Source organism: Streptomyces sp. NPDC002623, from assembly GCF_053592635.1.
The window spans coordinates 35,658-59,505 of sequence record NZ_JBSFWB010000041.1 but is presented as its reverse complement, the minus strand read 5'-3'; the positions used below and the strand labels follow the sequence as shown (position 1 = coordinate 59,505).

Below are 23,848 nucleotides of genomic sequence, written 5' to 3'. Positions count from 1 at the left end.
GGACCGGCATGACGTCCACGACCGCTGCGCACAACCTGCTCACCGACAACCCCGAGCTGTACGAGGCCCGCTTCCCCGACCCCGACCGGCTGGCCGGACGCTGGACGGAGGACTGCCTCCGCCGGCACGGCGCGGGACCGCGGGTGCTCGACCTGGGCTGCGGCACCGGACGCGACGCCGCGCACCTCCACGGTGCCGGCCGCAGCGTGACCGGCGCCGACCTCTCCGAGGCGATGCTCGCCCACGCCCGCATCCACCACTGCGGACCCGAGTACGTCCAGGCCGATCTGCGCGGTTTCGACCTGGGCCGGGCTGTGTTCGACGCCGTCGTGTGCCTGGACAGCGCCCTGCTGTACTGCCACACCAACGACCAGCTCGACGCCTTCCTCACCTCGTGCCGCCGCGCCCTGGCCCCCGGCGGCCTGCTGATCGCGGAGATGCGCAACGGCGCGTACTTCCTCGGCCGTACCGACCTGCTGGGCACGCCCACGGTCAACGAGTTCACCTGGCAGCGCGCCACCTACCGGTCCCACACCACGCTCACCGTGGACCGTACGGCCCAGCTCCTGCGCCGTACGCGCGTGTGGACCGCGGACGACGGGTCGGCGCCGGTCGAGCAGCGCTCCGCGTGGCGGCTGTTGTTCCCGCAGGAGCTGCGCCACCTGCTGGCCGCACACGGCTTCGAGGTGCGCGAACTCCACGACGGGCCCGGTCCGCGCACCGAGCCGCCATGGCGGGAGGGCCTGCTGCCCGGCGAGACGACGGACGCGGACCGGCTGCACGTCGTCGCCCACCTGAACTCCACCTGCTGAAACCCACTGACACCTACTTACACCCGCTGACACCCACGCCCCAAGGACGGTCATGTACGACGAACGCTTCCCCGGTCTGCGCCGCCGCGGCTTCCTCGCCGCCACGGGCGCCGCCTCACTCGCCGCGCTCGCTCTCGCAGGATGCGGCGGCTCCGGCAGCGAGGGCTCCGACGCCGAGGGCAACGGCGCTCCGAAGCGAGGCGGGCGGCTGCGCGCCGCGTTCGCCGGAGGCGGTGCGAGCGAGACCCTCGACCCGCACCTGGCCAACCTCTTCGCCGACGCCGCCCGTGCCAAGGCGCTGTACGACAAGCTCGCCGACTACGGCGCCGACCTCTCCGCCCAGCCCCGCCTCGCCGAGAAGTGGGAGTCGAACAAGAGCCTGGACCGCTGGCAGGTGACCCTGCGCAAGGCCACCTTCCACGACGGCAAACCGGTCACCGCCGCCGACGTCCTCTACAGCTACCGCCGCATCGCCGACCCCGCGCAGGCGTTCCGCGCCAAGGCGTCCCTCGATCCGATCGACCTCGACGCCAGTCGCGCCACCGGCGAGCGGAGCATCGAGTTCGTCCTCAAGCGGCCCACCGCCGAACTCCCCAACATCCTGGCCGCGTTCGGCGCGTACATCGTCCCGGAGAACGCGGGGGAATCAGGCGACTTCGACAAGCAACCGATCGGTTCCGGCCCCTTCCGGTTCGTCTCCTTCACACCCGGCCGCTCCGCCGTCTTCCGCCGCTACGACGACTACTGGGAGGGGGCCCCACACCTCGACGAGCTCGAGTTCGTCGTCGCCAACGAGGAGTCGGCACGCGTCAACGCACTCCTCGGCGGACAGGTCGAGTACGCCCACGAACTCAACCCCGTCACCGCCCGTGCCCACGAGGGCAAGGGGCAGATCGAGATCGTGCGGCTCCGGGGCAGCGCCATGCAGGCGTTCTGCATGAAGACGGACCGGGCGCCCTTCGACGACAAGCGTGTACGTGAGGCGTTCTTCCTCATCGCCGACCGCAGGGAACTCGTCGACGGTGCCCTGTCCGGTGCGGGTGTGATCGGCAACGACCTGTTCGGCAAGGGCTACGAGTACTACGCCGACGCCCTCCCCCAACGCGCCCAGGACCTCGACAAGGCCCGCGCCCTGCTCAAGCAGGCCGGCGCCGAGAACCTGAGGGTCACCCTCGACACCTCGGCCGTCGCCGCCGGGTTCACCGAGGCCGCCGGCATCTTCCGCGACCAGGCGAAGAAGGCGGGCGTCACCGTCGACGTGAGGATGGGCAGCAAGGACTCCTACTGGGCCGACATCCTCGACAACGGCACCCTGTGCTGCTACCGCTCCGGCGCCCTGCCCATCGAGGCCCACATCTCCCAGCGCCTGCTCACCGACTCCACCACCAACGCCACCAAGTGGAAGCACAAGGACTTCGACGCCCTGTACCAGCAGGCCCAGTCCACCCGCGACAAGACCGAACGGGCAGCCGTCTACGAGCGGATGCAGCGCCGCCTGTACACGGAGGGCGGCTTCCTCATCTGGGGCTTCGCCGACTGGATCCTCGGAACCGCCCGCAAGGTGAAGGGAGTTGCGGCCAAGGCCCCTGCCAACACGCTCGACTGGGCCCGCTTCGACAAGGTCTGGCTCGCGTGAGCGGACTGCGTTCCTTCGTCGCCCGGCGACTGCTCCTCGGCGCCCTGCAGACCGTGGCCGTCGTGCTGCTGGTCTTCGCGCTCACCGAGGCGCTGCCGGGCGACGCCGCGGTGGCCCTCGCGGGCGATCAGCCGGACCCTGCGCGCATCGCCGTGATCCGGCAGGCCATGAACCTGGACCGGCCGACGTACGAGCGGCTGGCCGGCTGGGCCACGGGACTGCTGCACGGGGACTTCGGCACGTCGCTCGTCTCGGGCCGTCCGGTCGGCCAGTACATCTCCGACGGCTTCGGACCGACCCTGCTGTTGGCCGCGCTCACCCTCGCGCTGCTCGTCCCGATCGGGTTCGGGCTCGGCGTCCTCGCCGCCCGGCACGCGGGACGGATCGTGGATCGACTGGTCAGCTCGGTGACGTCGGCTGTGTACGCGATCCCCGAATTCGCCCTCGGGGTCCTGCTGGTGACCGTCTTCGCGCTGAACCTCGCCTGGCTGCCGCCGACGGCGGTGGGCTACGGCACGGATCTGCTCGTCCATCCGGCTGCGCTGGTCCTGCCCGTGCTGGTCCTGCTGGCCCGCCCGGTCTGCTCCCTGTCCCGCCTGGTGCGAGCCGGCATGATCGACGCGCTCGCCTCCCCCTATGTGGCGCAGGCCCGTCGCTACGGCATCTCCGGCACCCGCATCCGCTACGCCCACGCCCTGCCGAACGCCCTCGCTCCGGCCGTCCAGCACCTCGCCCGCACCATCGACTGGCTGTTGTGCGGCGTCATCGTCGTGGAGGCACTCTTCGTGATCCCGGGGCTCGGGACGGTTCTGCTCAACGCCGTGGCCGAGCGCGATGTGCCGGTCGTGCAGGGGCTGGCGGTGGTGTTCGGGGTGCTGACCGTGGTACTCAATCTGGGTGCCGACCTGGTGGCTCACCGGCTGACGCCGAGGGCGGGGGTGGCGGCATGAGGCGTCACCGCTTCGCCCTCGGCCTCGCGATCATCGGCATTCCCCTCGTCCTCGCCCTGCTGGGCCCCCTGTTCGTGGGCGAGCCCGGCCCCCGCGCCGCCTCCTTCACCCTCGGCGACGGTCACTGGCTCGGCACCGACTTCGTGGGCCGCGACGTATGGCAGCAGGTGCTGCGCGGCGGCCGTACGGTCGTCGTCACCGCCCTCACCGCGACCGCGCTCGCCTATGCGGTCGCCGTACCCGTCGGGCTCGTCAGCGCGCTCACACGTCGCCGCCGGCTGGAGGAGCTGCTGATGCGGCCTCTGGACGTCCTGCTCGCCGTGCCGTCGCTGCTGCTGATCCTGCTGGTGGCCTCGGTGTTCTCGCCGGGCTCGGCCGGGCTCGCGCTGCTGGTCGCGCTGGTGAACGTGCCCGACGCCGCGCGAATCGTCCGGACGGCGGGGGGCGAGGTGGCCGCCCGGCCCGCGGTCGAGGCGCTGCGGATGCAGGGCGAGTCCTGGTGGCGCATGGCCGTCGGCTACGTCGGCCGTTCCATGCTGCGCACCCTGGCCGCCGACGCCGGGACCCGGCTGACCGGCGTGCTGTACCTGGTCGCCACGGCCGCGTTCCTCGGTGTCGGGGTCGCCCCGGACGCCGCCGACTGGGCGGTCATGGTCGACCGCAACCGCACCGGCCTGTTCGTCCAGCCGTGGGCCGTGGTCGTCCCCGCCCTGCTGATCGTCGCCCTCACGATGGGCGCCAACCTCCTCTTCGACGCAGCGCTCGCGGACGACCGACGAAGCGACCGCGGCCCTGACCGGGCAGGGAGTGAAGTACGCCCGTGAACCACACAGACGACACGGCGGACCAGGTCGGCAGTCCCGCCGGCCCCGGTGCCACCGCCGAGGAGCCCGTGGCCGAGCTCCGGAACCTGCGCGTCGAGGTCGGCGGCAGGGCGATCGTCGACGGAGTGAGCCTCAAGGCCCACCCCGGCAAGGTCACCGCCCTGGTCGGCGCCTCGGGCAGTGGCAAGACCACCACCGGCCTCGCCCTGCTCGGCGAGTATCCGCCGGGCGCCCGCGTCACCGGCGACATACGCCTGGCAGCCGATGGCCGGGTCGGCCACATCCCCCAGCACCCGGCCGCCGTCCTCAACCCCGCGCGCCGTATCTCCGCCCTCCTGACGGACATCGCCCGCACCCAGGTACGCCACCTGCCCCGCGGCCAGCGCCGGACGGCGGCCCGCGAACGCGTCCTGCACGCTCTCACCGATGCTCAACTCCCGGACGCCGAGGCCCTGTTGCGCCGCTATCCGCACCAGCTCTCGGGCGGTCAGCAGCAGCGCGTCGTCCTCGCCCAGGCTCTGCTCCTCGGCGCCCGGGTCATCGTCGCCGACGAGCCCACCACCGGCCAGGACGCCCTGACCAAGAGCCGTGTCGTCGACCAGTTGGCGGCCGTCGCGGCACGTGGCATCGCCGTCGTCCTGCTCAGCCACGACCTGGACGTCGTACGGGCGCTCGCCGACGAGGTGATCGTCATGCGGGCGGGCCGGGTCATGGAGTCGGGCCCGGTGCAACGTCTGCTGCTGGCACCCCGGCGCGCTTGGACTCGCGAACTGCTCTGCGAGCACCCGGAGTTCACGGAGCCGGAACCGGAGCCGGAGCCGGAATGCACGACCGGCAGCGGCCGCCCCCTCCTTCGGGTACGCGATCTGACCGCCCGTCACCGCAACAACGACACACACAGCACAACCGAGGTGCTGCGCCTGGCCGAACTCGACCTGCACGCGGGCGGGAGCCTGGCCGTCGTCGGCCGCTCCGGCAGCGGCAAGACCACCCTCGCCCGCTGCCTGGCCGGACTCCACCGCGACCACGACGCAGAGATCCTCCTCGACGGCACACCTCTGCCGCGCAGCCTGCGCGACCGCGACCGCGCACAACTGGCGGCCGTGCAGTACGTCTTCCAGGACGCACGCGCCGCCTTCGACGAACACCGCCCCGTCCTGCACCAGATCGCCCGCACCGCGATACGACTGCGCGGCACCGGGCCCTCCGCCGCGACACGCGAGGCCCTGGCCACGCTGACCGGCCTCGGCCTCCCCGAGGACCTGGTGCGCAGACGCCCCGGACAGCTCTCCGGCGGCGAACTCCAACGCGCGGCCCTCGCCCGCGCCCTGCTCGCCCGGCCCCGCGTCCTCATCTGCGACGAGATCACCTCGGGCCTCGACCCGATCACCCGCCGGGGCATCCTCGGCATCCTCACCGCCCTGCTCCACGAACGCGACGACCTGTCCCTCGTCCTGATCACCCACGACCTGAACACCGCGGCCCTGGCCCACCGCATCGCCGTCCTGGACGCCGGCGAACTCGTCGAACAGGGACCGGCCCGGCGCGTCCTCACTGCACCGCGCCACCCGTTCACCGTGTCGCTCGTGGAGACAACGACACGGCGAGGGGCGGGAACGGACACCTGACCGTCGGGAACGCCGTCCGGCACACCAGGGGGCGGCCCCATTCGGCTGCGTCTCTGCGCAGCCGGTCGCTCTTCGGGTGCCGGGGGCCGGGGGCCGGCAGCGATTCGTGGCTCCCGGTCCTGTCCGCGGCTCGTCCGGGCAGCCTTACGCCTCTTCCGCGGGGATGGCCGGCCGGGTCGCATAGCGGTTGCGCATCGCGTCGCTGGCCGCGGGGCCTGCGGTGAAGACATAGGCGCCGCTGTCGTCGAGTCGGCGGCCGGTCCTGGCGTCGACGACGACCGGCTCGACCTCCTCGCCGCTGCGCGCGTCGACGAGGATCATGCTGCGCTCGGTCGGCGTGAGGCGGGAGTTGCCCCACGCGGCCAGGGCGACGATCACCGGGCGCAGGGAGTGCCCGAGTTCGGTCAGGACGTACTCGTGCCGGACGGGGGCGGTCCGGTACTGCCGTCGCTCCAGCAGACCGTCCGCGACGAGGGTCTTCAGCCGGGTGGTGAGCATGCTGGAGGAGATGCCCAGGCTCTCCTGGAACTGGTCGAAGCGGGTGTAGCCGTCGAAGGCGTCGTGCAGGATCAGCAGCGTCCACCACTCGCCGACGTGTTCCACCGTCGTGGACAGCGGGCACTCCCGGTCCTCCAACCTGATCCGGCTTGCCACGGCGACCGTCCCTTCAGTTACTGCTAAAGTCGAAGTTAGTAGCTTCCATTTTAGCAGTAACGACGGGAGCGGTGCCTCGCGTGCCCGCATCCAGCAACGGCCCGCCACCACCTCGAGGAGAGCGTCATGCACGACGACCAGCCCCGGACCATCACCCCCGACGCCCTGCCCGAGGTGATCACCCGCTACCTCAAGGCGCATCACGCCCATGACACCGCCGCCGCGATCACGGCGTTCGCCGACGACGCCACCGTGATCGACGACGGCAACACCTACCGGGGCATCGCCGCGATCGAGCGGTGGCTGGGCCGGTCCGCCACCGAATTCACCTACACCATCCACCTCACCGGCGTGCAGCAGACCGACACGGCCCACTACACCGCCACCCACCACCTCGAAGGCGACTTCCCCGGCGGTGCCGTCGATCTGCGCTTCCAGTTCACGCTCCGCGACGACCTCATCGAACAACTCGCCATCCGACCCTGAGTCCTCTGAGGATCTTTCTGCCACCCGTATGGCTCGGTGCCCCGATGCCGCCGGAACGTCAGGTTCGGGAGGAGTCGTCGGCGTCGGCCGCGAGCGCCTTGCCGACGATTCCCGACCGGGTGACGCCGTCGACTGCCACACAGATACCGAAGACACGATCGTGGCTGGTCCAGCCGTTGACGCGGCCGCGGTTGTTGCTGATCTGCACCCGCTTCCTGGCGAGGTCCACGGACGACACCAAGTGCAAGTAGACCGTCCCTGCGACACGGGCGAGGACGATGTCTCCGACCTCCAACTTCGACGGGTCGACCGGGGCCACGACCACCTGCTGCCGACTGCGTATCAACGGGATCATCGAGGAGCCGCTGGGCCGGAACGTCACGGTGGACCCGCCGGCAACCCTTCCTGCCACTGCATCCAATGCACCCATCCGATGAGCGTGGCAGATTCCCCTGCGTCACCCCACCGATTTACTTCTCCGTGCTCCACCGGCGAGGACGTCCACGCCGTACAGGCCCAGCCATGTTTCGTGGCGTTGACCGGACTCCATCAGACGGAGCCACGCGGCACCGTCACCACGTGCTTGCCCACGACGCCGCCGCGCTCGAACGCCTGGTGCGCCGCGGCGATGTCCGCGAGCGGGTACACGCTGTCGATCACCGGGCGCAGCGCACCCGACGTGACATGGTCGGCCACATCACGCAGCACGGCACCGCCCGGGTTGGCGCTGAAGGTGCGGATACGGCGCGAGCCGTGCACGCTCGACGCGGCGATCGCGGCCAGGGCCGACGCGGACAGTCCGACCGTGACCATCCGGCCGCCCTTGGCCAACCGGCTCCGATAGCAGTGCAGTTCCGTGCCGACGGTGTCGACGATGACGTCGTACGGCCCGATCAGGTCCGAGGTGGTGGAGCGGTAGTCCAGGACCTCGTCGGCGCCGAGGTCGGTCAGGAACTCGGCATGGCGGTCGCGGGCCAGCGCGGTGACGTGACCGCCCATTGCGTGCGCCAACTGCACGGCTGCCGTGCCGACTCCGCCGGCCGCGCCGCGCACGAGGACCCGATCGCCGCTCATGATGCGCACGCTGTCGCGCAGCGCAATCAGCGCCGTGGCACCCGTGACGACCAAGGAGGCCGCCTCGACCGACGAGAGGTCCGCCGGGGCGTGCGCGATCCGGTCCATGGGGACCACGACGTACTCGGCCGCCCCCGCGGTCGTGTGCCGCTGCCGGGGATGCACCATGCCCCACACCCGGTCCCCGACCCGGAAACTCTCGGCACCGGCGCCGGTCGCAGCGACAGTGCCCGCGAAGTCCAGGCCCACACCGATCGGGAACCGGCGTCCCGACACCATCTTCAACTCCCCCGCCCGGACGATCACATCGTGCCCGTTCACGCTGGACGCCTCGACCGACACCAGGACCTCCCCCGCGCCGGGAGCGGGACGGTCCACGTCATTGATCCGCAGTACGTCCGCCGTACCGAAACTCGTGATCTGAACGGCCTTCATGTCGCTGTTCCCTCCGTGACCGGCTGTGGTGCGTCTGATGTTGGACCCCGCACACGCCATCACGGTCGTTCTCCTTTTCCTGGGTCCGGCAGACCCACCCTCGCGGGCCGCACCGACGGCATACTGGTTCCGTGCCCGACCCCTCCCAAGTCATCAGTGACGATCCCCGACGCGAACTCGCGGAGTTCCTGCGCACCCGCCGAACTCGGCTGCGGCCGGAGGACGTCGGGCTGGAACCCGGCCCGCGGCGGCGCGTCGCCGGGCTGCGGCGCGAGGAACTGGCCCTGCTGGCCGGGGTGAGCTCGGACTACTACCAGCGCATGGAACAGGGCCGCGACGTACGCCCCTCCGAACAGGTCCTGGACGCCCTCGCGCGCGCCCTGAACTTCTCCGCCGAGGAAACCCGGCACCTCCACAGCCTCGCTGCCGCCACCCGCACCCCGGCCCGGCTGCCGCGTTCGTACGAGCCGGAGGAGGTACCCGGCACCACGCTACGACTGCTGCACACCATGACCTCGCCCGCTCTGGTCATCGGCCGTTTCCTGGACGTGCTGGCCTGGAACCCGCTCGGCGGCGCCCTGCTGGGAGAGTTCACCCGGCAGCCGCAGCGGGAGCGGAACCTGCTGGCGCTGTTCCTGCGCCCCGAGACCGACCGGACCTGCCCGAACCGGGCGGCCACCGTCGCGGAGCTGATCGGGATGCTGCGGACACAGGTCGCCGCCGATCCCGGCCACCCGCGCGCGATCGAGCTGGTGGGCGGACTCGCCGTCCGCAGCGACGAGTTCGCGGCCCTGTGGGCCCTCCACGACGTGGCGGAACCCACCCGCGGACAGATGCGCCTCACCCACCCCCAGGTCGGCGAACTGAACCTGGACTGGGACGCCTACCCGATACCGGGCAACGCCGGCCCCGCGCTCATGGTCTGCACCGCCGCCGAAGGCAGCCCCGACGCCGAACGACTCCGACTCCTCGCCGATCGGCTCGGCGCCCACTGACCCATCGCAGAACACGATCGAGGCGTATTTCGGACCGCTGAGGCAGTTCACCATCGCCAACTCGAACCATCCCCACCACATCGTGCAGACCCGTGCCTGCCCTGTACGCCTACCTGCGCTGGGACGGACGCCCCCTCGCCGCAGCCTGAAAAACCCGGCGAACCCATGCCGTCAGAGCACCAGCCATTCATCGGTGTTGGCCGGTTCACTCAGGATTCATTGATCGTGCCCCGAGAGGCATGGCCTGGACCATCGAACGCCCTTATGGTCGCAGCGATCTCCACGGTCCAGTTTCCCAGGACCTCAGCAGACGAGAGGGCGTGGTGCACGATGCAAACGTTCGTGACGAGGAAGAGACGCGGGAGCCGGCCGGCGATGTTAGGCGGGGCAGTGACGGCGGCCCTGGCCGGGCTGGTCGCGCCTCTGCTCGGGACGCCGGCGGCCAGTGCGGCGACACCCGTCTCCGCCGCCTCAGCGACCTCCGCCGCCGAGGTGCGCAGCCCCGTTCAGTACGTGGATCCGCTCATCGGATCCGCCAACGGCGGCAACACCTACCCCGGCGCCAATCTGCCGTTCGGCATGATCGCCTGGTCCCCGACCAGCACCGCAGGGGACCAGACCAACACCGCGGCGGCCAACGGCTACTCGTACAACACCACCCGCGTACGCGGCTTCAGCCTCACGCACGTCAACGGCGCGGGCTGCCACCCCGGCGCCGCGGGTGATGTGCCGGTCATGCCGTTCGTGGGCGATGTCGACTCCTCTCCCTCCGCCGACACCAAGGACCAGAAGTACGCCGCGAACTTCTCGCACGCCAACGAGAAAGCGGAGCCCGGCCGTTACCGGGTGGGCCTCGACTCGGGCGCGACCACCGATCTCGCCGTCAGCGAGCGGGCCGGGGTCGCCGACTTCACCTTCCCCCGGGACAGGCCAGCCAGCCTGCTCTTCCGCGTCTCCAACTCCCTGAACGGCAGCGAGAACGCGCATGTCGAGATCGACACCGCGCGGCAGAAGGTCACTGGCTGGGTGGAGACCGGCGCGTTCTGCGGGCGCCGCGCCAACGGCGGTACGAACAACCGCAAGAGCTACTACCGCCTCTACTTCACCGCCTCCTTCGACCGCGCCTTCTCCGGCGTCGGCACCTGGCAGAACGACCGCCTCTCCGCCGGCTCCACCACAGCCGACGGCGGCGAGGGCTACGCCACGGGGGCGGACCGGGCGGGCCGCGGCTCCGGTGGGTACGTCACCTTTGATCCGACCACTGACAACGATGTCCGGATGCGGCTCGGCATCTCGTATGTCTCCCTCGCCGGCGCCGAGGCCAACCTGCGCGGCGAGATAGCGCCCCGGGCGAGCGTCGCGGACGTCGCGGCGGCCGGCCGGGCCGCCTGGGACCGGCGGTTGCGCGGCGTCAGGATCGGCGGCGGCAGCGAGGCGCAGCGCACGACGTTCTACACCGCCCTCTACCACGCCCTTCAGCAGCCCAACCTGGTCAGTGACCGGGACGGCCGCTACCCGGGGATGGACGGGCAGGCACAGCGCATCGGGCGGGGCCAGGGTGCGCAGTACAGCAACTTCTCCGGCTGGGACCAGTACCGCGCCCAGGTACAGCTGCTCGCCCTCCTCGAACCGCGTGTCGCGGGGGACTTCGCGCAGTCGCTGTACAACTTCGCCCGGCAGAACGGCGGGGTCTGGGACCGCTGGGTGCACATCAGCGGCCCGACCCATGTCATGACGGGCGATCCGTCTGCCGCGACACTCGCGACCTTCTACGCGATGGGGGTACGGAACTTCGATGTGAAGGGCGCGTTCGACTCCCTCTACAGCCAGGCGACCGTCCCGCACCCGGACGGGCTGTCCGACGCGGGCTGCCCGGGCCAGTGCGAGGGGCAGCGCCCCAACCTCGCGCAGTACCTCGGCTCGGGGTACGCGGCGCAGGACGCCTGTCACTGCTGGGGCGGTGCCGCGGAGACCCTGGAGGACTCCGTCGCGGACGCCGCGCTCGCGCAGTGGGCGCGGCAGCTCGGCCGTGACCGGGAGTACCGGGAGCTGAGCGAGCGGGGCGGCTACTGGCGCAATGTCTTCAACCCGGGGGCCACCCCGGCGGGCGGATACATCCAGGCCAGGAACCTGGACGGCTCGTGGGTCACGCCCTTCGCCCCGGCCTCCGACCGGGGCTTCGCCCAGGGCACGTCGGCGACGTACACGTGGATGGTGCCGCAGGATGTCCAGGGGCTGGCCACGGCCATGGGCGGGCGCGAGGTGGCGGCGGCGCGGCTGGACGGCTTCTTCCACAAGCCCGACGGCTCGTGGTCGCTGCGTGGTGGCGACCCGTTGCGCTACGACGCCACCAACGAGCCCGGCATCCACGCGCCGTGGCTGTACAACGCGCTGGGGCAGCCGTGGAAGACGCAGGAGACCGTGCGTGAACTCGTCGACACGGTGTACGGGACCGGCCCTTCCGGGCTTCCCGGCAACGACGACCTGGGCACGATGTCCGCGTGGTACGTCTTCGCCGCGCTCGGTGTCTACCCCCAGTCGCCGGGCCGCAGCGACGTGCTGCTGACGGGCCCGCTGTTCCCGCGCGCGGTCATCGCCCCGGCGGGCCGCCGCCACGCGATCACGATCAGCGCGCCGACGGCTTCGGACGCCAACCTTTACGTGGCCGGCGTCCGGCTCAACGGCAAGCAGCGGGACGCCTCGTGGCTGGACGGCTCGTTCATACGCTCGGGAGGCTCGCTCGCCTACGAGCTGACGGACCGCCCCGACACGGGCTGGGCCACGGCGCCGGGCGGATTGCCGCGCTAGCGCTGTTTCCAGTCACAGCACCAGATGGTGCTCCACCCGTCGACCCGGCGTGGAGCATCATCCCCGACGTCAAGACGCGAGCTTGTCCACCGGACTTCCTATCGACCTGGTGCAGTGAGACGTAGGCGAGTATTCGCTACTCGGCCCTGGCCGGCGCGTCCTGTTCCTTCTGGCGCTGCTCGTACCGTGCGGGCGCGCCAAGGATCCAGGACCAGGCCTCGTACTCGTCGACGGGCCCCACCCGGCCGGAGCCGTCGACGCAGCGCGGATCGTCCCGCTCGGCCAGCCCATGGACGGCCCAGATGCGGGTCTGCTGGTCATCGTCGTCGAGCAGGCCGGCCAGAATGTCCCCGACGGCGGGTTCCGGATTCAGGCTGTGCGCGAGCCGGTAGGCGGCGACCTTGCGGACGGAGGCCTCGGTGTCCTGAGCCAGTGCGAGGAGGGCGTTCAGTCCCTCGGAGGTGAACGTCTGCCGCCCGGACCTTTCCGAGCCGACGATTCTCAGGGTCGAGGCAACCCCCGCACGTACCTGCGGGGCGGAGTGGGCGAGGAAGGAAAGCCCCAGTGGTTCGATCCTCGGATCCTCATGCCGGCCAAGGCCCGACAGGGTCTCGGCCAGGACGTCCGGGTGTTCCTCCTCCGCCGCCCAGCCGAGGAGGAACTCGAGCGTGCGCTGTTCGAACGGACTCGGGGCGTCCGTCATGGGATCCCCGAGGTTGAGGGAGATCAGGACCTCCGCGCCGAAGCGGCGGTGCAGGGGATCAGGGTGAGCCCGCAGTGCCGTCGCAGCCTCCCAGGTCTCATCGTCCTGCCTCTGGGCAAGGGTTCTGGTGATCTCCCACCAGGCGGCGTGCTCCCAGTCGGGGTACTCAAGTGCGCACGCGCGGGCGGCCAACTCGTCAATGCCCGGGCGGAGTCCGAAGTGCTTCTCGAGGAGGGTGAGGATCCCTGTGTGGCCGTCGCGGACGGTCATTCCGCCGAGCCGGATCTCGTAGTAGTCGGCGGACCATTCCCTGTCCCGGATCCGGACCCGCTCGACCGAGTCCGAGGCGCTGGTTCGCTCCCGCAGCATGGCGACCGGGCCCCTCTCATGCCACTGCCTGGCGCGGGCCAGCAGTTCCACGCGGGTGGCCTCACTGAGCTGGGCCGCTTCTCCGAGCAGGTCATGGCAGAGGCCGATGGAGCCGCTGTCGACGGCCCGCAGCCGGGGTGTGGTCCCGTCGGGCAGTCGGCGGTCCGGATCCGCGCCGCCTTCCACCAGGTAGCCGGCGATCGTCGAGTTGAATGCTGAGATGGCCAGGCAGAGTGCGGGGCTGCCCTGCTCGTCGACGGCGTCGGGATCCGCCCCGTCCTCCAGCAGCACTCTGACCGCGTTCTCGTCCCCGCTCCGCACCGCCGCGATGAGTGGATCCTCGCCCATGCCCCGCCCCCCTGTTGCACTCGATCACCGGCCCTACAAGCAGCCGCAGGCCGGGAGAAACGTCGCCGGCCAAGTCCGTCACGCCGCCCCCGGGGCCGAGCCAGGGGCTGAACATCCGGGCGTCGGGCCGCTGACGATCGGCGGTCGATCCCGAGCCTAGTCCTGTGCGAAACCCAATGGCTGAAGCAGCCTGTCACACCCGCTGGACGTGGAGCGGCCACCGCGTGATCAGATCCGGACGGCAACGAGTTCTGCGTCGTGGCCCCGCCCGGCGCCTACTGGACGGGGCCATGACACGGTCGGGCTGTACCGGTCCACGTCAAACTTGCGGTTACCGCGTTGCGGCGGCCAGTGCCGCGCGGATGGCGTGCTCGTCGGCCGGCCGGCCCTTCTCGTTGGAGAACGGCCCGTACGGGGTCCCCCATACCGGCGTGCCCGTCGCCTGCCGCCAGCTGTCGGCCAGCGGTCCCGCGTCCACCACGCCGTACCCGATGGATTCGATGAATTCGGTCACCGCCGCCTTCGCCGGCGCGGAGTCCCCGGCGATCGGCAGATAGGAGCGGTCGGCCGCCCCTGCCGGGCGGGTGCGCGACGGCACTGCCGATGTTGCCGCTTCCGATGATTCCCACAGTCGTCGTCATGTTCTCAGGCCCCTCCGCCTGAGCCGAACCCTTGCCATGTGCCGGACTCGTTGCGATTCGCTTCCCTGCCGTCAGCCGGCGGAGAAGTAATGGCCGTTGTCCAAATCGGCGAGCAGGCCAGGCTGAGCGGGTTCCCAGCCGAGGGTGCGGCGGGTGATGAGGTTGGACGCCGGGTAGCTCTGCGTGACTATGTTCGCGAGGAACCCGAAGTATCCCGGCACCATCAGTACGTCCGCGGGAACGCTCACGACGGGCAGGCCCAGCCGACTGCCAACGGCCTCGGCGATCTCGCGGAGCGGGATCGCCCCGTCCCCGACCGCGTGCCAGTACTTGCCGGCCGGCCCCTTCTCCAGCGCCAAGCGGAACAAGGAGGCGGCATCGCGGGCGTGCACGGCGTTCCACAGGTTCGCGCCGTCTCCGGGGTAGCCGACGAAGCCCTTCTCCCTCGCGAGCGCGATCAGTTGCACGAGGAAGCCGGCACGATCGGTCGTACTGTGCGCGATGTTGGCGATCCGCACGACCGAAGACCGCACTCCCCGCTCGGCGAGGCCGATCACGGCGGTTTCCACGACGTTGCGAACCCGCAGGGTGCCCTTGTACTCATCGCCGCCGGGAAGTGCCGGGTCCTCCTCGGTGGCCGGCCGGCCCATTTTCCCTGGCGAGCCTATGCTCCCCGCCGCGACCAGCGGCTTTCCGGTTCCCGCCAGCGCCTCGCCGTACGCGAGCATGATCGGGAGCTCCGCGGCGGCCACGGCGTCGATCCCGCCGGAGGGAAGCAGGTCCTGCCTGTGCGCGACGTGGATGACGCCGTCGGAGTCCGCGGCCGCCTCCTTGAGCCCGTCGAGATCCTCGAGGTCGCCGCGACGCACCTTCGCACCGAGCGCGGACACCGCCGCCGCGGCCGTGTCCGACCGCGCCAGGCCGGTGACCTCATGTCCGGCGGCGATGAGCTCGGGGATGATGTACGAACCGGAATGGCCGGTCCCGCCAGTGACGAAAACGCGCATGCGACTGCTCCTGGTGAGAGTAGGTGGAGGGGTTGCTTCTCCCCGTGCCGCAGATCCACTGGCGTGATGCGGCACGAGAAGTGGTGGTGCGGGTGCGCTCAATTGGCAGGGCGCACGGCGCCCTGCTCGCCGACTGCTCGGCCCCGGGGGCTCAGCCGGTGAATTCGTTGACGCCGAGGGCGAAGTCCCCGTGGCCGACCCCGTGGCCGGCGAGGCCCACCGTGACCAAGCCCACGCCTTCCAGCCAGTGCGCCATTTTGAGGCCGCCGACGTCCAGCGGGCGCAGCCCGAGGCTCTCGATGAATGCCGCCACACCGGCCTTGGCCTGCGCACTGTCGCCAGCGATGAAAACGTCGGGCCGGCCCTTCTCCAGGACATTGCGGAAGACGGTGTTGAACGCCTTCACCACGCTGGCACCGGCCGGGGCCGCCTTGGCGACTTCCTGCGCGATCGAGGTCTCCTCGCTGTGGGCCAGTCCGTCGAACGTGGCGTTGAAGGGGTTGCTGATGTCGACGACGACCTTGCCCGCGAGGGCGTCTCCGTACTCGGCGACGACCGGAACGACACCGGCGTACAACAGGGCCGTGATGACGATGTCCCCGGCCGGGACGGCGCCCCACTTGCCGGTCGTCGCGCCGCCGCCCAGGGCCTTGGCCAGGTCATCGGCCTTGGACTGATCGCGTCCCATGACCTCGACGGTGTTGCCGCCCGCCACCGCGAGCGTGCCGATGGTACGGGCCATGTTCCCCGTACCGATGAGGGTGATGCTGCTCATGAGGTGTGCTCTCTTCCTGTTCACAAGGTGTCGCTCTGTCTCGTTCGTGCCGGGTCAGGCGCAGGGCGTCGGTTCGTTGTGGCGACCGGGTTGTCGTGGGGTGTGCCCACGGCATTCCTGGTGTGTGGTTCAGATGGCGGTGGTGCCACCGTCGGCGACCAGTTCCAGGCCGTTGACGTAGCTGGAGTCGTCGGAGGCGAGGAACAGGGCGACGGTGGCGATTTCCTCGGGGCGGCCCATCTTTCGGCGGGGGATGAGGGACTCGAATCCGGCCTTGGTTGCCTCGTCGAACAATTCTTCCTGTTTGGCGGTGGCGACCTGGCCGGGGGTCAGGACGTTGACCCGGATCTTGCGGTCACGCAGTTCGTTGAGCCAGACGCGGGCCCAGGCCTGCTGGACGGCTTTGCTTCCCGCGTAGAGGCTCCAGCCGGGGAAGGCACCGAGGGAGGCGTTGGATCCGGTCATGAGGATCGAGCCGTTGTCGTTGATCAGCGGCAGTGCCTTCTGCACGGTGAACAGGGTGCCGCGCGCGTTGAGCCAGAAGGCGCGGTGGAACTGTTCCTCGGTGATCTCGCCGAGGACGGCGGGTTCGCCCGTCCCGGCGCTGGCCCACAGCACGTCGATCGAGCCCTTTTCCCGCTTGACGGTGTCGTACAAGCGGTCCAGGTCGTCCAGTTCGGCCGCGTCACCCTGGACGGCGGTGACGTTGCGGCCGATCAGCTTGACGGCGTCGTCCAGCGCTTCCGGCCGCCGGGCCTGAATGAAGACGTGCGCTCCTTCCTCGACGAACAGTCTGGCGCCGGCCAGCGCCATGCCGGTGGACCCGCCGGTGATCACCGCTACCTTGCCATCGAGCTTTCCCACGATCGCTCCGTTGAATTGATGGGTATCCGAAAAAGCGTGCCTATTCTGGGCCTGGACCCTGCCATCAAGGTCCGATGTCGAATTCTTGTGCCGAATTCACTTCGGCCCCGATAGGCACCTGTTCAGGTTGCCATTGGCCCGAGTGGGTGTCCAAGACTTCTTTTAGCCGCGGTGATACCCTGAAGGCATCACCGAACCGGGAGGCGCCATGGATCTGGATCTGCGCAAATTGCGTTACTTCGCCGCCGTGGCCGACCGGTTGCACTTCGGCCGCGCCGCCGATGAGCTGCATATCGCGCAGCCGGTGCTCAGCCGGCAGATCCGCGCGCTCGAGCAGGATCTCGGCGCCTCGCTGTTCACCAGGGATCGCCACGGCGTAGCGCTGACCGACGCGGGCCGACAACTGCTGGCCGACGCCGGTCCGCTGCTCGCCTCCGCGCACGCGGTCCGCCGCAGGGTGTCCGTGGCCGCCCGCGGCAGCCGGCGGCTGATGGTCGGTTTCCGGGCCGGCATCCCCGTCATTCCGGCGGCGCGGGCGTTCGAGGCCCGGCACCCGGACGTGGTCGTGGACGTGCAACGGATCGAAGGGGACGACCAGGCCCCGATGCTGCTCGACGGCCGTATCGACGTCGGCTATGTGCGGCTGCCCATCGACGAGGCCGGCCTGCACGTCACCCCGCTGTACACCGAGCCGCGGGTGGCGGTGCTGCCCGCCGGCCACCGGTTGGCCGGCAAGGAGGAGGTCACCGAGGCAGACCTGGCCGGCGAACCGCTGGTCTGGCATGCCGACCCGAGCACGCAGCCCACCAGGCGCCCGCACCCCAACGCCGGGTACCTGGTGCGCGGGGTGGACGAAACGCTCGAGCATGTCGCGGCCGGCCGGGGCATCTCGTTCCTGGCCCGTTCGGCGACCGTGTTCTACTCACATCCGAACATCACCTATGTGCCCATTCCGGATCTGGCGCCCGACCAGGTGTGCCTCGCGGTGGCGGCATCGCACACCTCGCCAGTGGTCGATGACTTCATCACCGCCGCTCGGGCGACGGCCGAGATCACGGCAGAATGTGGAAACTATGAAATGTGGCAGCTTGGAGGCGAAGCCGCTTCAAAGCACGGTTGAGCAGTCCGCCAGCCCGCCAGTCCACCAGTCCACCAGTCCGCCTGACGACAACAGCGCCAACAGGGGCACACGCCCGCAGCAATTTCGAAGGCATTGAGCTCGGGGACGGAGGCGAGGTCGGCGCACAGTGAGAATCGATATCGTCGCGCGGCCGCTTCTGGAATGATGAAAATCATGATCTCGTTGAATTCATCAAAGGCATTGTCGATCAATTCGGGCGAGACACCTCCACTCCCGGCGGTGACCGACGCCAGTCCGGGGCCGGCCGGGCGGGACCGGCTCACGATCGGGGGCGATCAGAGGCATCGACGGCCCGGGGCTCAGCGGTAGGTGAGCAGTCCGCGCCGGTCGCCGGTGAAGTGGGCGTGGTCGTTGAAGGTGAGGAGGCTGGTCCCGGAGCCGCCGACGACGAGGGTGGTGATGGCGGCGTTGACCGTGACCCGGTTGAGGGCGACGACGCCGACGGGCGGCAGGGACAGCAGGGCTCCGCAGAGCGCTGCGAGGACGCCTCCGGAGGTGACGACGACCGCGTCGCGGCCCTGTTGCAGTGTCGTGGACAGTTCGGTCAGTGCATCGGTGGCACCGGTCACGAAGTCGGACCAACTGGGCTCGCCGATCTCGTCGGGGTCCTCGATCCATGCCTGAAGAGCGCGGTCGAGCAGTTCCTGGACGGCGCGGGAGTCCGAGGGCGGGTCCGGGTAGCGGGACAGGAGGGTGAGGTGGTCGTACTCGTTCCAGCGTGCGTCCTGGCGCAGGGGCTCGGTGAATCCGGCTGCGTGCGCGAGGAGTCGGGCCGTGTCGTGCTGACGGGCGAGGGTTCCGGACACGAGGTGCGGGTCACGCAGTCCGCGGCGGGCCAGTTCCCGGCCGATGGCCGTCGCCTGGTCACGGCCGAGGTCGGACAGGACGTCGTAGTCCCGCGCCCCGAAGGACGCCTGGCCATGACGGACGAGGCAGATGAGCGGCATACGGGTGTTCCCGTCTCTCAGTGGCCGGTGCGGCGGATGGTGGAACGGCAACGCCGGTCAAGGTAGTTGACGGCGATCCACAGACGGCGGAAGGCCGGATTGGTCGTCTGCTTGTGGTGGTAGCGGTAGTAGATCTGCTGGGCGATCACCGCGAGCCGGAACAGGCCGAAGACCTCGTAGAAGGGCCAGTCGTCGGTGGACAGACCCATCCGGTCGCCGTAGCGTTCGACGATCTCGGCGCGGGTGAGCATGCCGGGCAGGTGGCTGGGCTGGCGGCGGGTGGCGCGCGCCATGCGGTCGTCGTCGGCCTGCACCCAGTAGGCGAGGGCGCTGCCGAGGTCCATCAGCGGATCGCCGAGGGTGGCCATCTCCCAGTCCAGAACCCCGGTGACATGCAGGTCGCGCTCGTCGAGGACGAGGTTGTCGAGGCGCCAGTCGTTGTGGATGACGCAGGTGGCCGCGTCCTCGGGCTGGTTGTCGGCGAGCCAGGCCGTCACGCGGCGGAAGCTGGGTGTGTTCCAGGTGCGGGCCCGTTCGTAGCGGCGGGTCCAGCCCTCGACCTGGCGGCGGACGTAGCCGGTGCCCTTGCCGAGGTCGGCCAGTCCGGCGGCAGCGGGGTCGACCCGGTGCAGGTCGGTGAGGGTGTCGACGAAGGCTTCCGAGAGTGCCCTGGCCTTGGCGGGTGGCAGGGTCATGCCCTCGGGAAGGCGTCCTCGGAGGATGAGTCCGGGCACCTTGTCCATGACGTAGAAGTCGCCGCCGATGACGGACGGGTCCTGGCACAGCGCCCGGACGGTGGGAACGTACGGGAAGGCCGGCTTCAGCGCCCGCTGCACCCGGTACTCGCGGGCCATGTCGTGCGCGGAGGACGCCTTGTGGCCGCTGGGCGGGCGGCGCAGGATCAGCTCCGTACCGCTCTCGGGGTAGCGCAGGAGGTACGTCAGGTTCGACGCGCCGCCGGTGAACTGGGTGACCTCGGGCGGGCGGCCCGGGAGTCCGTCCACCTTCTCCGTCATCCAGGTGTGCACGCGGTGGACGTCGAAGGCGTCCTCGGTGCGGACCGCTCTCTGGTTCTTGTCGTTCATCGGCTCGCCTTGGTCACGAGTCGCAGGGGCAGGTGTCGCATCAGGAATCCGATCGGAACCCAGGGCCAGGCCGGGACCTTCGCCTCGCCGCCTTCGCGTTCGATGGCCCTCACCATGGCCCGGACTCCCTTCTCGGCGGAGGTCATCAGCGGGGTCCTCGTGGCACCCGCGCTCAGGTCGGTGGCGATGTAGCCGGGGTGGAGGGTGGTGACGGCGATCGGTGTGCGGGTCGCGGTCATCTCGGCGCGGATGCCCTCGGCGAGCGCGGAGACACCGGCCTTGGTGGCCGCGTACGTGGTGAGGTTGCGCGGCAGTCCGCGCATCGCGCTCATCGACGAGACGACCACGAGGTGGCCGGCCCGCTGGTCGCGGAAGACCTCCATGGCCGCCTCGCACTGGGCCAGCGCGGCGGTGAAGTTGGTCTGCGCGGTGGCGAGGTTGGCGTCGAACCGGCCGGTGCCGATCGGCTGCCCCTTGCCGAGACCGGCGTTGACGATCACCCGGTCCAGGCCGCCCAGGTCGGTGCGGAAGGCCCGGAAGACCTCGAAGACCTGGTCATGGTCGTTCACGTCGAGTGCGCGTACGACGACCTGGATGCCGGGGTGGGCGGCGAGCAGTTCCGCGCGCAGGGCGTCGAGGCGGTCGGTGCGGCGGGCGCACAGCGCCAGATCGCGGCCGCGGGCGGCGAACGCGCGGGCCATGCCCTCGCCGAGCCCCGAACTCGCCCCGGTGATGAGGGTCTTCCGTCTGATGGTCATGTCGTCGCCTCCTGTCGGTCCTGTGCGTCGAGCTTGCCCGCGGTGCGCCGCCACGCCTTGGCGATCTGGCCGTCCACCACCCGGGGCAGGAACCGCTTCAGGCGTACGGCGCGTCGGCCCTCGGGGTGGGTGAGGACGAGGAAGCGTCCCCGGGCGACCGCGGCGACGACCTGCTCGGCCACGTCGTCCGCGGTCAGTCGGCCGGCCTGGATCATACGGTCGGCGAGCTTGGCCAGTACGGGGTCCGGACTGCGCAGTCCCGCACCGAGGTTGGTGCGGACGAAGCCCGGGCACACCACGGTGGTGCGGATGCCGTAGGGGGCAAGTTCCTGGCGCAGGGTCTCGGAGAGGGAGACCACGGCGGCCTTGGAGACGTTGTACGAGGCCATGCCCGGCAGGTTCAACAGCCCTGCCATCGAGGCGATGTTGACGATGTGTCCGCTCCTCTGCCTTTTGAACAGCGGGACGAAGGTGCGGCAACCCTGGACGGTTCCCTTGAGGTTGATGTCGAGGATCCAGTCCCAGTCGGCGGCCTGGAGTCGCTCGATCCGCCCGGCCGCAGCCACGCCTGCGTTGTTCACCAGTAGGTCGAGTCCGCCCCACCGGGTCTCGCACCGGTCCAGTGCCCGCTGCCAGTCGTTGTGCACGCGCACGTCGAGGCGGATGAAGTCGGCGGCACCGGAGAGGGGTTCGGCCGGCTCGGTCAGGTCCGCGATCAGTACGCGATGCCCGGCGGCCGCGTACCGCTCGGCCAGGGCCCGGCCCAGTCCGGAGGCCCCGCCCGTGATCAGGACGCGCTTGCTCATGCCGTCTCCCGGACGCGGTGACGGGCGAGTTCGGCACGGGCCACGACGCCGAGATGCACCTCGTCGGGGCCGTCGGCCACGCGCAGGGAGCGCGCGGTGGCCATGGATGCCGCGAGTGGGTAGTCGTCGGACAGCCCCGCGCCGCCATGGAGCTGGATCGCCATGTCGATCACTTCGCAGGCGATCGTGGGGACGGCCGCCTTCACTTGCGACAACTCGCTGATCGCGCCTGCGGCTCCGACGGTGTCCAGCAGCCAGGCGGCGTGCAGGACCTGGAGCCTGGCCTGGTTGATCGCGATCCTGGCTCGGGCGATGCGCTCACGGTTGCCGCCCAGGTTGGCGAGGGGCTTACCGAAGGCGGTACGGGACAGGGCGCGTCGGCAGGCCAGTTCGAGGGCGCGCTCGGCGAGCCCGATGAGCCGCATGCAGTGATGGATGCGGCCGGGGCCGAGCCTGCCCTGGGCGATCTCGAAGCCGCGGCCGGGTCCGGCGATGACCGCGTCGAGGGGCAGCCGGACGTCGGTGAAGGAGACCTCGCCATGACCGTAGGGCTCGTCGAGGTAGCCGTACACCGGCAGCATCCGCTCGATGCGCACGCCGGGGGTGTCGAGGGGCACCAAGACCATGGAATGCCGGGCGTGCCGGGGTGCCTCCGGGTCGGTCAGCCCCATGAAGATCACGAACCGGCAGTCGGGGTGGCCGATCCCGGTGCTCCACCACTTGCGCCCGTTGAGGACGACTGTGTCGCCGTCGACCACGGCGGTGGCGGCCATGTTGGCCGCGTCGGAGGAGGCCACCGCGGGCTCGGTCATGCAGAAGGCCGAGCGGATCTCGCCGCGCAGCAGCGGCTCCATCCAGCGGCGGCGCTGTTCGTCGCTGCCGTAGTGCAGGAGCACCTCGGTATTGCCGGTGTCCGGCGCGTTGCAGTTGAAGATCTCGGGCGCGATGAAGGAACGGCCCATCAGCTCGGCCAGCGGTGCGTACTCGGCGTTGGTCAGGCCCGCGCCGTAGGTGCTGTCGGGTAGGAACAGGTTCCACAGACCCGCGCCCCGAGCCTTCTCCTTGAGTTCGCCGATCACCGGAGGGACGGCCCAGCGGTCCTCCTGGGTGCGCAGAGCGGCGAAGTACTCCTGCTCACGCGGCAGGATCTCCGACTCCAGAAAGGCACCGACGCGCTCGACGTACTCGCGTGCCTGCGCCGAGTGTGCGAAGTCCATGTGCTTCCAATCTGCTGACGGTGGGCGACGACAACCGCCTCGCCAGGGAACGGTCCCGGGATCCGGGGCTTATCGAGCAATGCTCAGTAATGAAGCTAGACCACTATCAAGCAATGCTCAATAGATGGTCGTGCGGTGCCGATCACCCTGCCCGCCGCGGTGGAGGGCGCCTCAGCGGTCGGGCTCAGCGGGCGAGCCGGCCGGGTGACGAGCATGGGCGAACTGCTCCAGGACCCGCTCCAGGCTGCCCACGAGCAGGTCGACGAGGTCGGCCGCGGCGACCACCTCCTCGGTGGCCTCAAGGGCCACTTCCTCGGCCATGGCCAGCCAACCCCGCACGGCCAGCCGCAACAGCGGCGTCTCGGCGGTCACTCCCGCCGCCTCCAGAACGCGGTCGACCAGGACGCGGCGGATGTCGGAGAAGACCTCCAGGACCAGTTCGTCACCGCCCGCACCGGCCCGCACCAGGGCCACATAGTTGCCCTTGCGGCGCTGCACGAACGACACGAAGCCGTCCACGATCCCCCGCACCCGCTCAGCCGGCAACCCCTCTTCCGGGGCCTTGGCGTGCAGCAACAGCCGACGTCCGGCCGCCTGGACGACCGCGACGTAGTAGTCCCGCTTCGTCGGGAAGTAGTGGAAGAGCAGCCCGCGCGAGATGCCCGCCTCGGCGGCCACCTCGTCGATCGACATCTCGTGGATGGGGCGGGTCACCAGCAGGCGCAGACCGATGTTGATCAGCTGCCCTCGACGTTCCTCGGGCTTCAGTCGCACGCGGGGCTGTGCGGACTTGGCAGTCATGTCCGGACCCTAGCTTGTTGAGCGATGCTCGACAACAAAGACCGTGGGCCGCCTGGGGCGGGGCATGGCCCGCCCAGCCGCGCG

General features: G+C 70.3%; 23 protein-coding genes. 9 read left to right on the top strand and 14 right to left on the bottom strand.

What is annotated here, in order from left to right:
* Positions 1–8: 8 nt before the first annotated feature.
* Genes ACWD4O_RS41555 through ACWD4O_RS41535 form a run of 5 tightly spaced genes read left to right on the top strand, consistent with a single transcriptional unit; the run spans position 9 to position 5,850 of the window.
* The gene (locus ACWD4O_RS41555) at positions 9–812 is read left to right on the top strand and encodes a class I SAM-dependent DNA methyltransferase (protein WP_451288235.1); all 804 of its coding nucleotides are present in this window, start codon (positions 9–11) and stop codon (positions 810–812) included.
* Positions 813–864: 52 nt separating this feature from the next.
* On the top strand, positions 865–2,448 hold the full coding sequence (locus tag ACWD4O_RS41550) for an ABC transporter substrate-binding protein (protein ID WP_451288234.1): 1,584 nt from the start codon (positions 865–867) through the stop codon (positions 2,446–2,448).
* Positions 2,445–3,398, top strand: coding sequence for an ABC transporter permease (locus ACWD4O_RS41545; protein ID WP_451288233.1), 954 nt, complete (start codon positions 2,445–2,447; stop codon positions 3,396–3,398). The genes ACWD4O_RS41550 and ACWD4O_RS41545 overlap by 4 nt, the downstream gene beginning before the upstream one ends.
* Positions 3,395–4,222 carry an ABC transporter permease gene (locus ACWD4O_RS41540; RefSeq protein ID WP_451288232.1) on the top strand — a complete coding sequence of 276 codons (828 nt, stop codon included), beginning with the start codon at positions 3,395–3,397 and terminating at the stop codon, positions 4,220–4,222. Before ACWD4O_RS41545 ends, ACWD4O_RS41540 begins: the two co-directional genes overlap by 4 nt.
* The gene (locus ACWD4O_RS41535) at positions 4,219–5,850 is read left to right on the top strand and encodes an ABC transporter ATP-binding protein (RefSeq protein WP_451288231.1); all 1,632 of its coding nucleotides are present in this window, start codon (positions 4,219–4,221) and stop codon (positions 5,848–5,850) included. Before ACWD4O_RS41540 ends, ACWD4O_RS41535 begins: the two co-directional genes overlap by 4 nt.
* A gap of 144 nt (positions 5,851–5,994) precedes the next feature.
* Here the strand turns inward: ACWD4O_RS41535 and ACWD4O_RS41530 are convergent, their stop codons facing one another.
* Entirely contained in the window at positions 5,995–6,504 is a 510-nt protein-coding gene (locus ACWD4O_RS41530; protein WP_451288230.1) for a winged helix-turn-helix transcriptional regulator, read from the bottom strand.
* A gap of 126 nt (positions 6,505–6,630) precedes the next feature.
* On the opposite strand from ACWD4O_RS41530, the gene ACWD4O_RS41525 reads away from it, so the two are divergent.
* Positions 6,631–6,990: a nuclear transport factor 2 family protein gene (locus tag ACWD4O_RS41525; protein WP_451288229.1), complete on the top strand. Its 360-nt coding sequence runs from the start codon at positions 6,631–6,633 to the stop codon at positions 6,988–6,990.
* Between the two features lie 58 nt (positions 6,991–7,048).
* On the opposite strand, the gene ACWD4O_RS41520 is transcribed toward ACWD4O_RS41525, so the two are convergent.
* Together ACWD4O_RS41520 and ACWD4O_RS41515 are read right to left on the bottom strand one after the other, a co-directional pair.
* Positions 7,049–7,402 (bottom strand): S26 family signal peptidase, encoded by a 354-nt coding sequence (locus ACWD4O_RS41520; RefSeq protein ID WP_451288228.1) that lies wholly within the window; start codon positions 7,400–7,402, stop codon positions 7,049–7,051.
* Positions 7,403–7,539: 137 nt separating this feature from the next.
* Entirely contained in the window at positions 7,540–8,499 is a 960-nt protein-coding gene (locus tag ACWD4O_RS41515) for an NADP-dependent oxidoreductase (protein WP_451288227.1), read from the bottom strand.
* 131 nt (positions 8,500–8,630) lie between these two features.
* Between ACWD4O_RS41515 and ACWD4O_RS41510 the strand changes: the two genes are divergently transcribed.
* Entirely contained in the window at positions 8,631–9,494 is an 864-nt protein-coding gene (locus ACWD4O_RS41510; protein WP_451288226.1) for a helix-turn-helix transcriptional regulator, read from the top strand.
* Between the two features lie 375 nt (positions 9,495–9,869).
* Positions 9,870–12,302, top strand: a complete 2,433-nt coding sequence (locus tag ACWD4O_RS41505) for a GH92 family glycosyl hydrolase (RefSeq protein WP_451288225.1) — start codon at positions 9,870–9,872, stop codon at positions 12,300–12,302.
* A gap of 136 nt (positions 12,303–12,438) precedes the next feature.
* Here the strand turns inward: ACWD4O_RS41505 and ACWD4O_RS41500 are convergent, their stop codons facing one another.
* From ACWD4O_RS41500 to ACWD4O_RS41480, 5 genes are all read right to left on the bottom strand, one after another.
* On the bottom strand, positions 12,439–13,722 hold the full coding sequence (locus ACWD4O_RS41500; RefSeq protein WP_451288224.1) for an ankyrin repeat domain-containing protein: 1,284 nt from the start codon (positions 13,720–13,722) through the stop codon (positions 12,439–12,441).
* Between the two features lie 331 nt (positions 13,723–14,053).
* Positions 14,054–14,320 carry a hypothetical protein gene (locus ACWD4O_RS41495; protein ID WP_451288223.1) on the bottom strand — a complete coding sequence of 89 codons (267 nt, stop codon included), beginning with the start codon at positions 14,318–14,320 and terminating at the stop codon, positions 14,054–14,056.
* 114 nt (positions 14,321–14,434) lie between these two features.
* Entirely contained in the window at positions 14,435–15,370 is a 936-nt protein-coding gene (locus ACWD4O_RS41490) for an SDR family oxidoreductase (protein WP_451288222.1), read from the bottom strand.
* A gap of 151 nt (positions 15,371–15,521) precedes the next feature.
* The gene (locus ACWD4O_RS41485) at positions 15,522–16,145 is read right to left on the bottom strand and encodes an NADPH-dependent F420 reductase (RefSeq protein ID WP_451288221.1); all 624 of its coding nucleotides are present in this window, start codon (positions 16,143–16,145) and stop codon (positions 15,522–15,524) included.
* A 129-nt stretch (positions 16,146–16,274) separates the two neighbouring features.
* Positions 16,275–17,009: an SDR family NAD(P)-dependent oxidoreductase gene (locus tag ACWD4O_RS41480; protein ID WP_451288220.1), complete on the bottom strand. Its 735-nt coding sequence runs from the start codon at positions 17,007–17,009 to the stop codon at positions 16,275–16,277.
* A gap of 208 nt (positions 17,010–17,217) precedes the next feature.
* On the opposite strand from ACWD4O_RS41480, the gene ACWD4O_RS41475 reads away from it, so the two are divergent.
* Positions 17,218–18,129, top strand: a complete 912-nt coding sequence (locus ACWD4O_RS41475; protein ID WP_451288219.1) for a LysR family transcriptional regulator — start codon at positions 17,218–17,220, stop codon at positions 18,127–18,129.
* Between the two features lie 320 nt (positions 18,130–18,449).
* Here ACWD4O_RS41475 and ACWD4O_RS41470 read toward each other — a convergent pair whose 3' ends face one another.
* The 6 genes from ACWD4O_RS41470 to ACWD4O_RS41445 form a co-directional block, all read right to left on the bottom strand.
* Positions 18,450–19,097 (bottom strand): histidine phosphatase family protein, encoded by a 648-nt coding sequence (locus tag ACWD4O_RS41470; protein ID WP_451288218.1) that lies wholly within the window; start codon positions 19,095–19,097, stop codon positions 18,450–18,452.
* 17 nt (positions 19,098–19,114) lie between these two features.
* Positions 19,115–20,182 (bottom strand): phosphotransferase family protein, encoded by a 1,068-nt coding sequence (locus ACWD4O_RS41465; RefSeq protein ID WP_451288217.1) that lies wholly within the window; start codon positions 20,180–20,182, stop codon positions 19,115–19,117.
* Positions 20,179–20,940: an SDR family oxidoreductase gene (locus tag ACWD4O_RS41460; protein WP_451288216.1), complete on the bottom strand. Its 762-nt coding sequence runs from the start codon at positions 20,938–20,940 to the stop codon at positions 20,179–20,181. Before ACWD4O_RS41460 ends, ACWD4O_RS41465 begins: the two co-directional genes overlap by 4 nt.
* Positions 20,937–21,746 carry an SDR family oxidoreductase gene (locus ACWD4O_RS41455; protein WP_451288215.1) on the bottom strand — a complete coding sequence of 270 codons (810 nt, stop codon included), beginning with the start codon at positions 21,744–21,746 and terminating at the stop codon, positions 20,937–20,939. The genes ACWD4O_RS41460 and ACWD4O_RS41455 overlap by 4 nt, the downstream gene beginning before the upstream one ends.
* Positions 21,743–22,963 (bottom strand): acyl-CoA dehydrogenase family protein, encoded by a 1,221-nt coding sequence (locus ACWD4O_RS41450; protein WP_451288214.1) that lies wholly within the window; start codon positions 22,961–22,963, stop codon positions 21,743–21,745. The genes ACWD4O_RS41455 and ACWD4O_RS41450 overlap by 4 nt, the downstream gene beginning before the upstream one ends.
* A gap of 171 nt (positions 22,964–23,134) precedes the next feature.
* A complete protein-coding gene (locus ACWD4O_RS41445) occupies positions 23,135–23,764 on the bottom strand; it encodes a TetR/AcrR family transcriptional regulator (RefSeq protein ID WP_451288213.1) in 630 nt (209 codons plus the stop codon).
* Positions 23,765–23,848 lie beyond the last annotated feature (84 nt).

Bases quoted from the DNA above. Each gene is read 5' to 3' on its own strand.
- ACWD4O_RS41555 (WP_451288235.1), top strand. From the start codon at position 9: ATGACGTCCACGACCGCTGCGCACAACCTGCTCACCGACAACCCCGAG.
- ACWD4O_RS41550 (WP_451288234.1), top strand. From the start codon at position 865: ATGTACGACGAACGCTTCCCCGGTCTGCGCCGCCGCGGCTTCCTCGCC.
- ACWD4O_RS41540 (WP_451288232.1), top strand. From the start codon at position 3,395: ATGAGGCGTCACCGCTTCGCCCTCGGCCTCGCGATCATCGGCATTCCC.
- ACWD4O_RS41525 (WP_451288229.1), top strand. From the start codon at position 6,631: ATGCACGACGACCAGCCCCGGACCATCACCCCCGACGCCCTGCCCGAG.
- ACWD4O_RS41515 (WP_451288227.1), bottom strand. From the start codon at position 8,499: ATGAAGGCCGTTCAGATCACGAGTTTCGGTACGGCGGACGTACTGCGG.
- ACWD4O_RS41505 (WP_451288225.1), top strand. From the start codon at position 9,870: ATGTTAGGCGGGGCAGTGACGGCGGCCCTGGCCGGGCTGGTCGCGCCT.
- ACWD4O_RS41500 (WP_451288224.1), bottom strand. From the start codon at position 13,722: ATGGGCGAGGATCCACTCATCGCGGCGGTGCGGAGCGGGGACGAGAAC.
- ACWD4O_RS41490 (WP_451288222.1), bottom strand. From the start codon at position 15,370: ATGCGCGTTTTCGTCACTGGCGGGACCGGCCATTCCGGTTCGTACATC.
- ACWD4O_RS41485 (WP_451288221.1), bottom strand. From the start codon at position 16,145: ATGAGCAGCATCACCCTCATCGGTACGGGGAACATGGCCCGTACCATC.
- ACWD4O_RS41475 (WP_451288219.1), top strand. From the start codon at position 17,218: ATGGATCTGGATCTGCGCAAATTGCGTTACTTCGCCGCCGTGGCCGAC.
- ACWD4O_RS41470 (WP_451288218.1), bottom strand. From the start codon at position 19,097: ATGCCGCTCATCTGCCTCGTCCGTCATGGCCAGGCGTCCTTCGGGGCG.
- ACWD4O_RS41465 (WP_451288217.1), bottom strand. From the start codon at position 20,182: ATGAACGACAAGAACCAGAGAGCGGTCCGCACCGAGGACGCCTTCGAC.
- ACWD4O_RS41460 (WP_451288216.1), bottom strand. From the start codon at position 20,940: ATGACCATCAGACGGAAGACCCTCATCACCGGGGCGAGTTCGGGGCTC.
- ACWD4O_RS41455 (WP_451288215.1), bottom strand. From the start codon at position 21,746: ATGAGCAAGCGCGTCCTGATCACGGGCGGGGCCTCCGGACTGGGCCGG.
- ACWD4O_RS41450 (WP_451288214.1), bottom strand. From the start codon at position 22,963: ATGGACTTCGCACACTCGGCGCAGGCACGCGAGTACGTCGAGCGCGTC.
- ACWD4O_RS41445 (WP_451288213.1), bottom strand. From the start codon at position 23,764: ATGACTGCCAAGTCCGCACAGCCCCGCGTGCGACTGAAGCCCGAGGAA.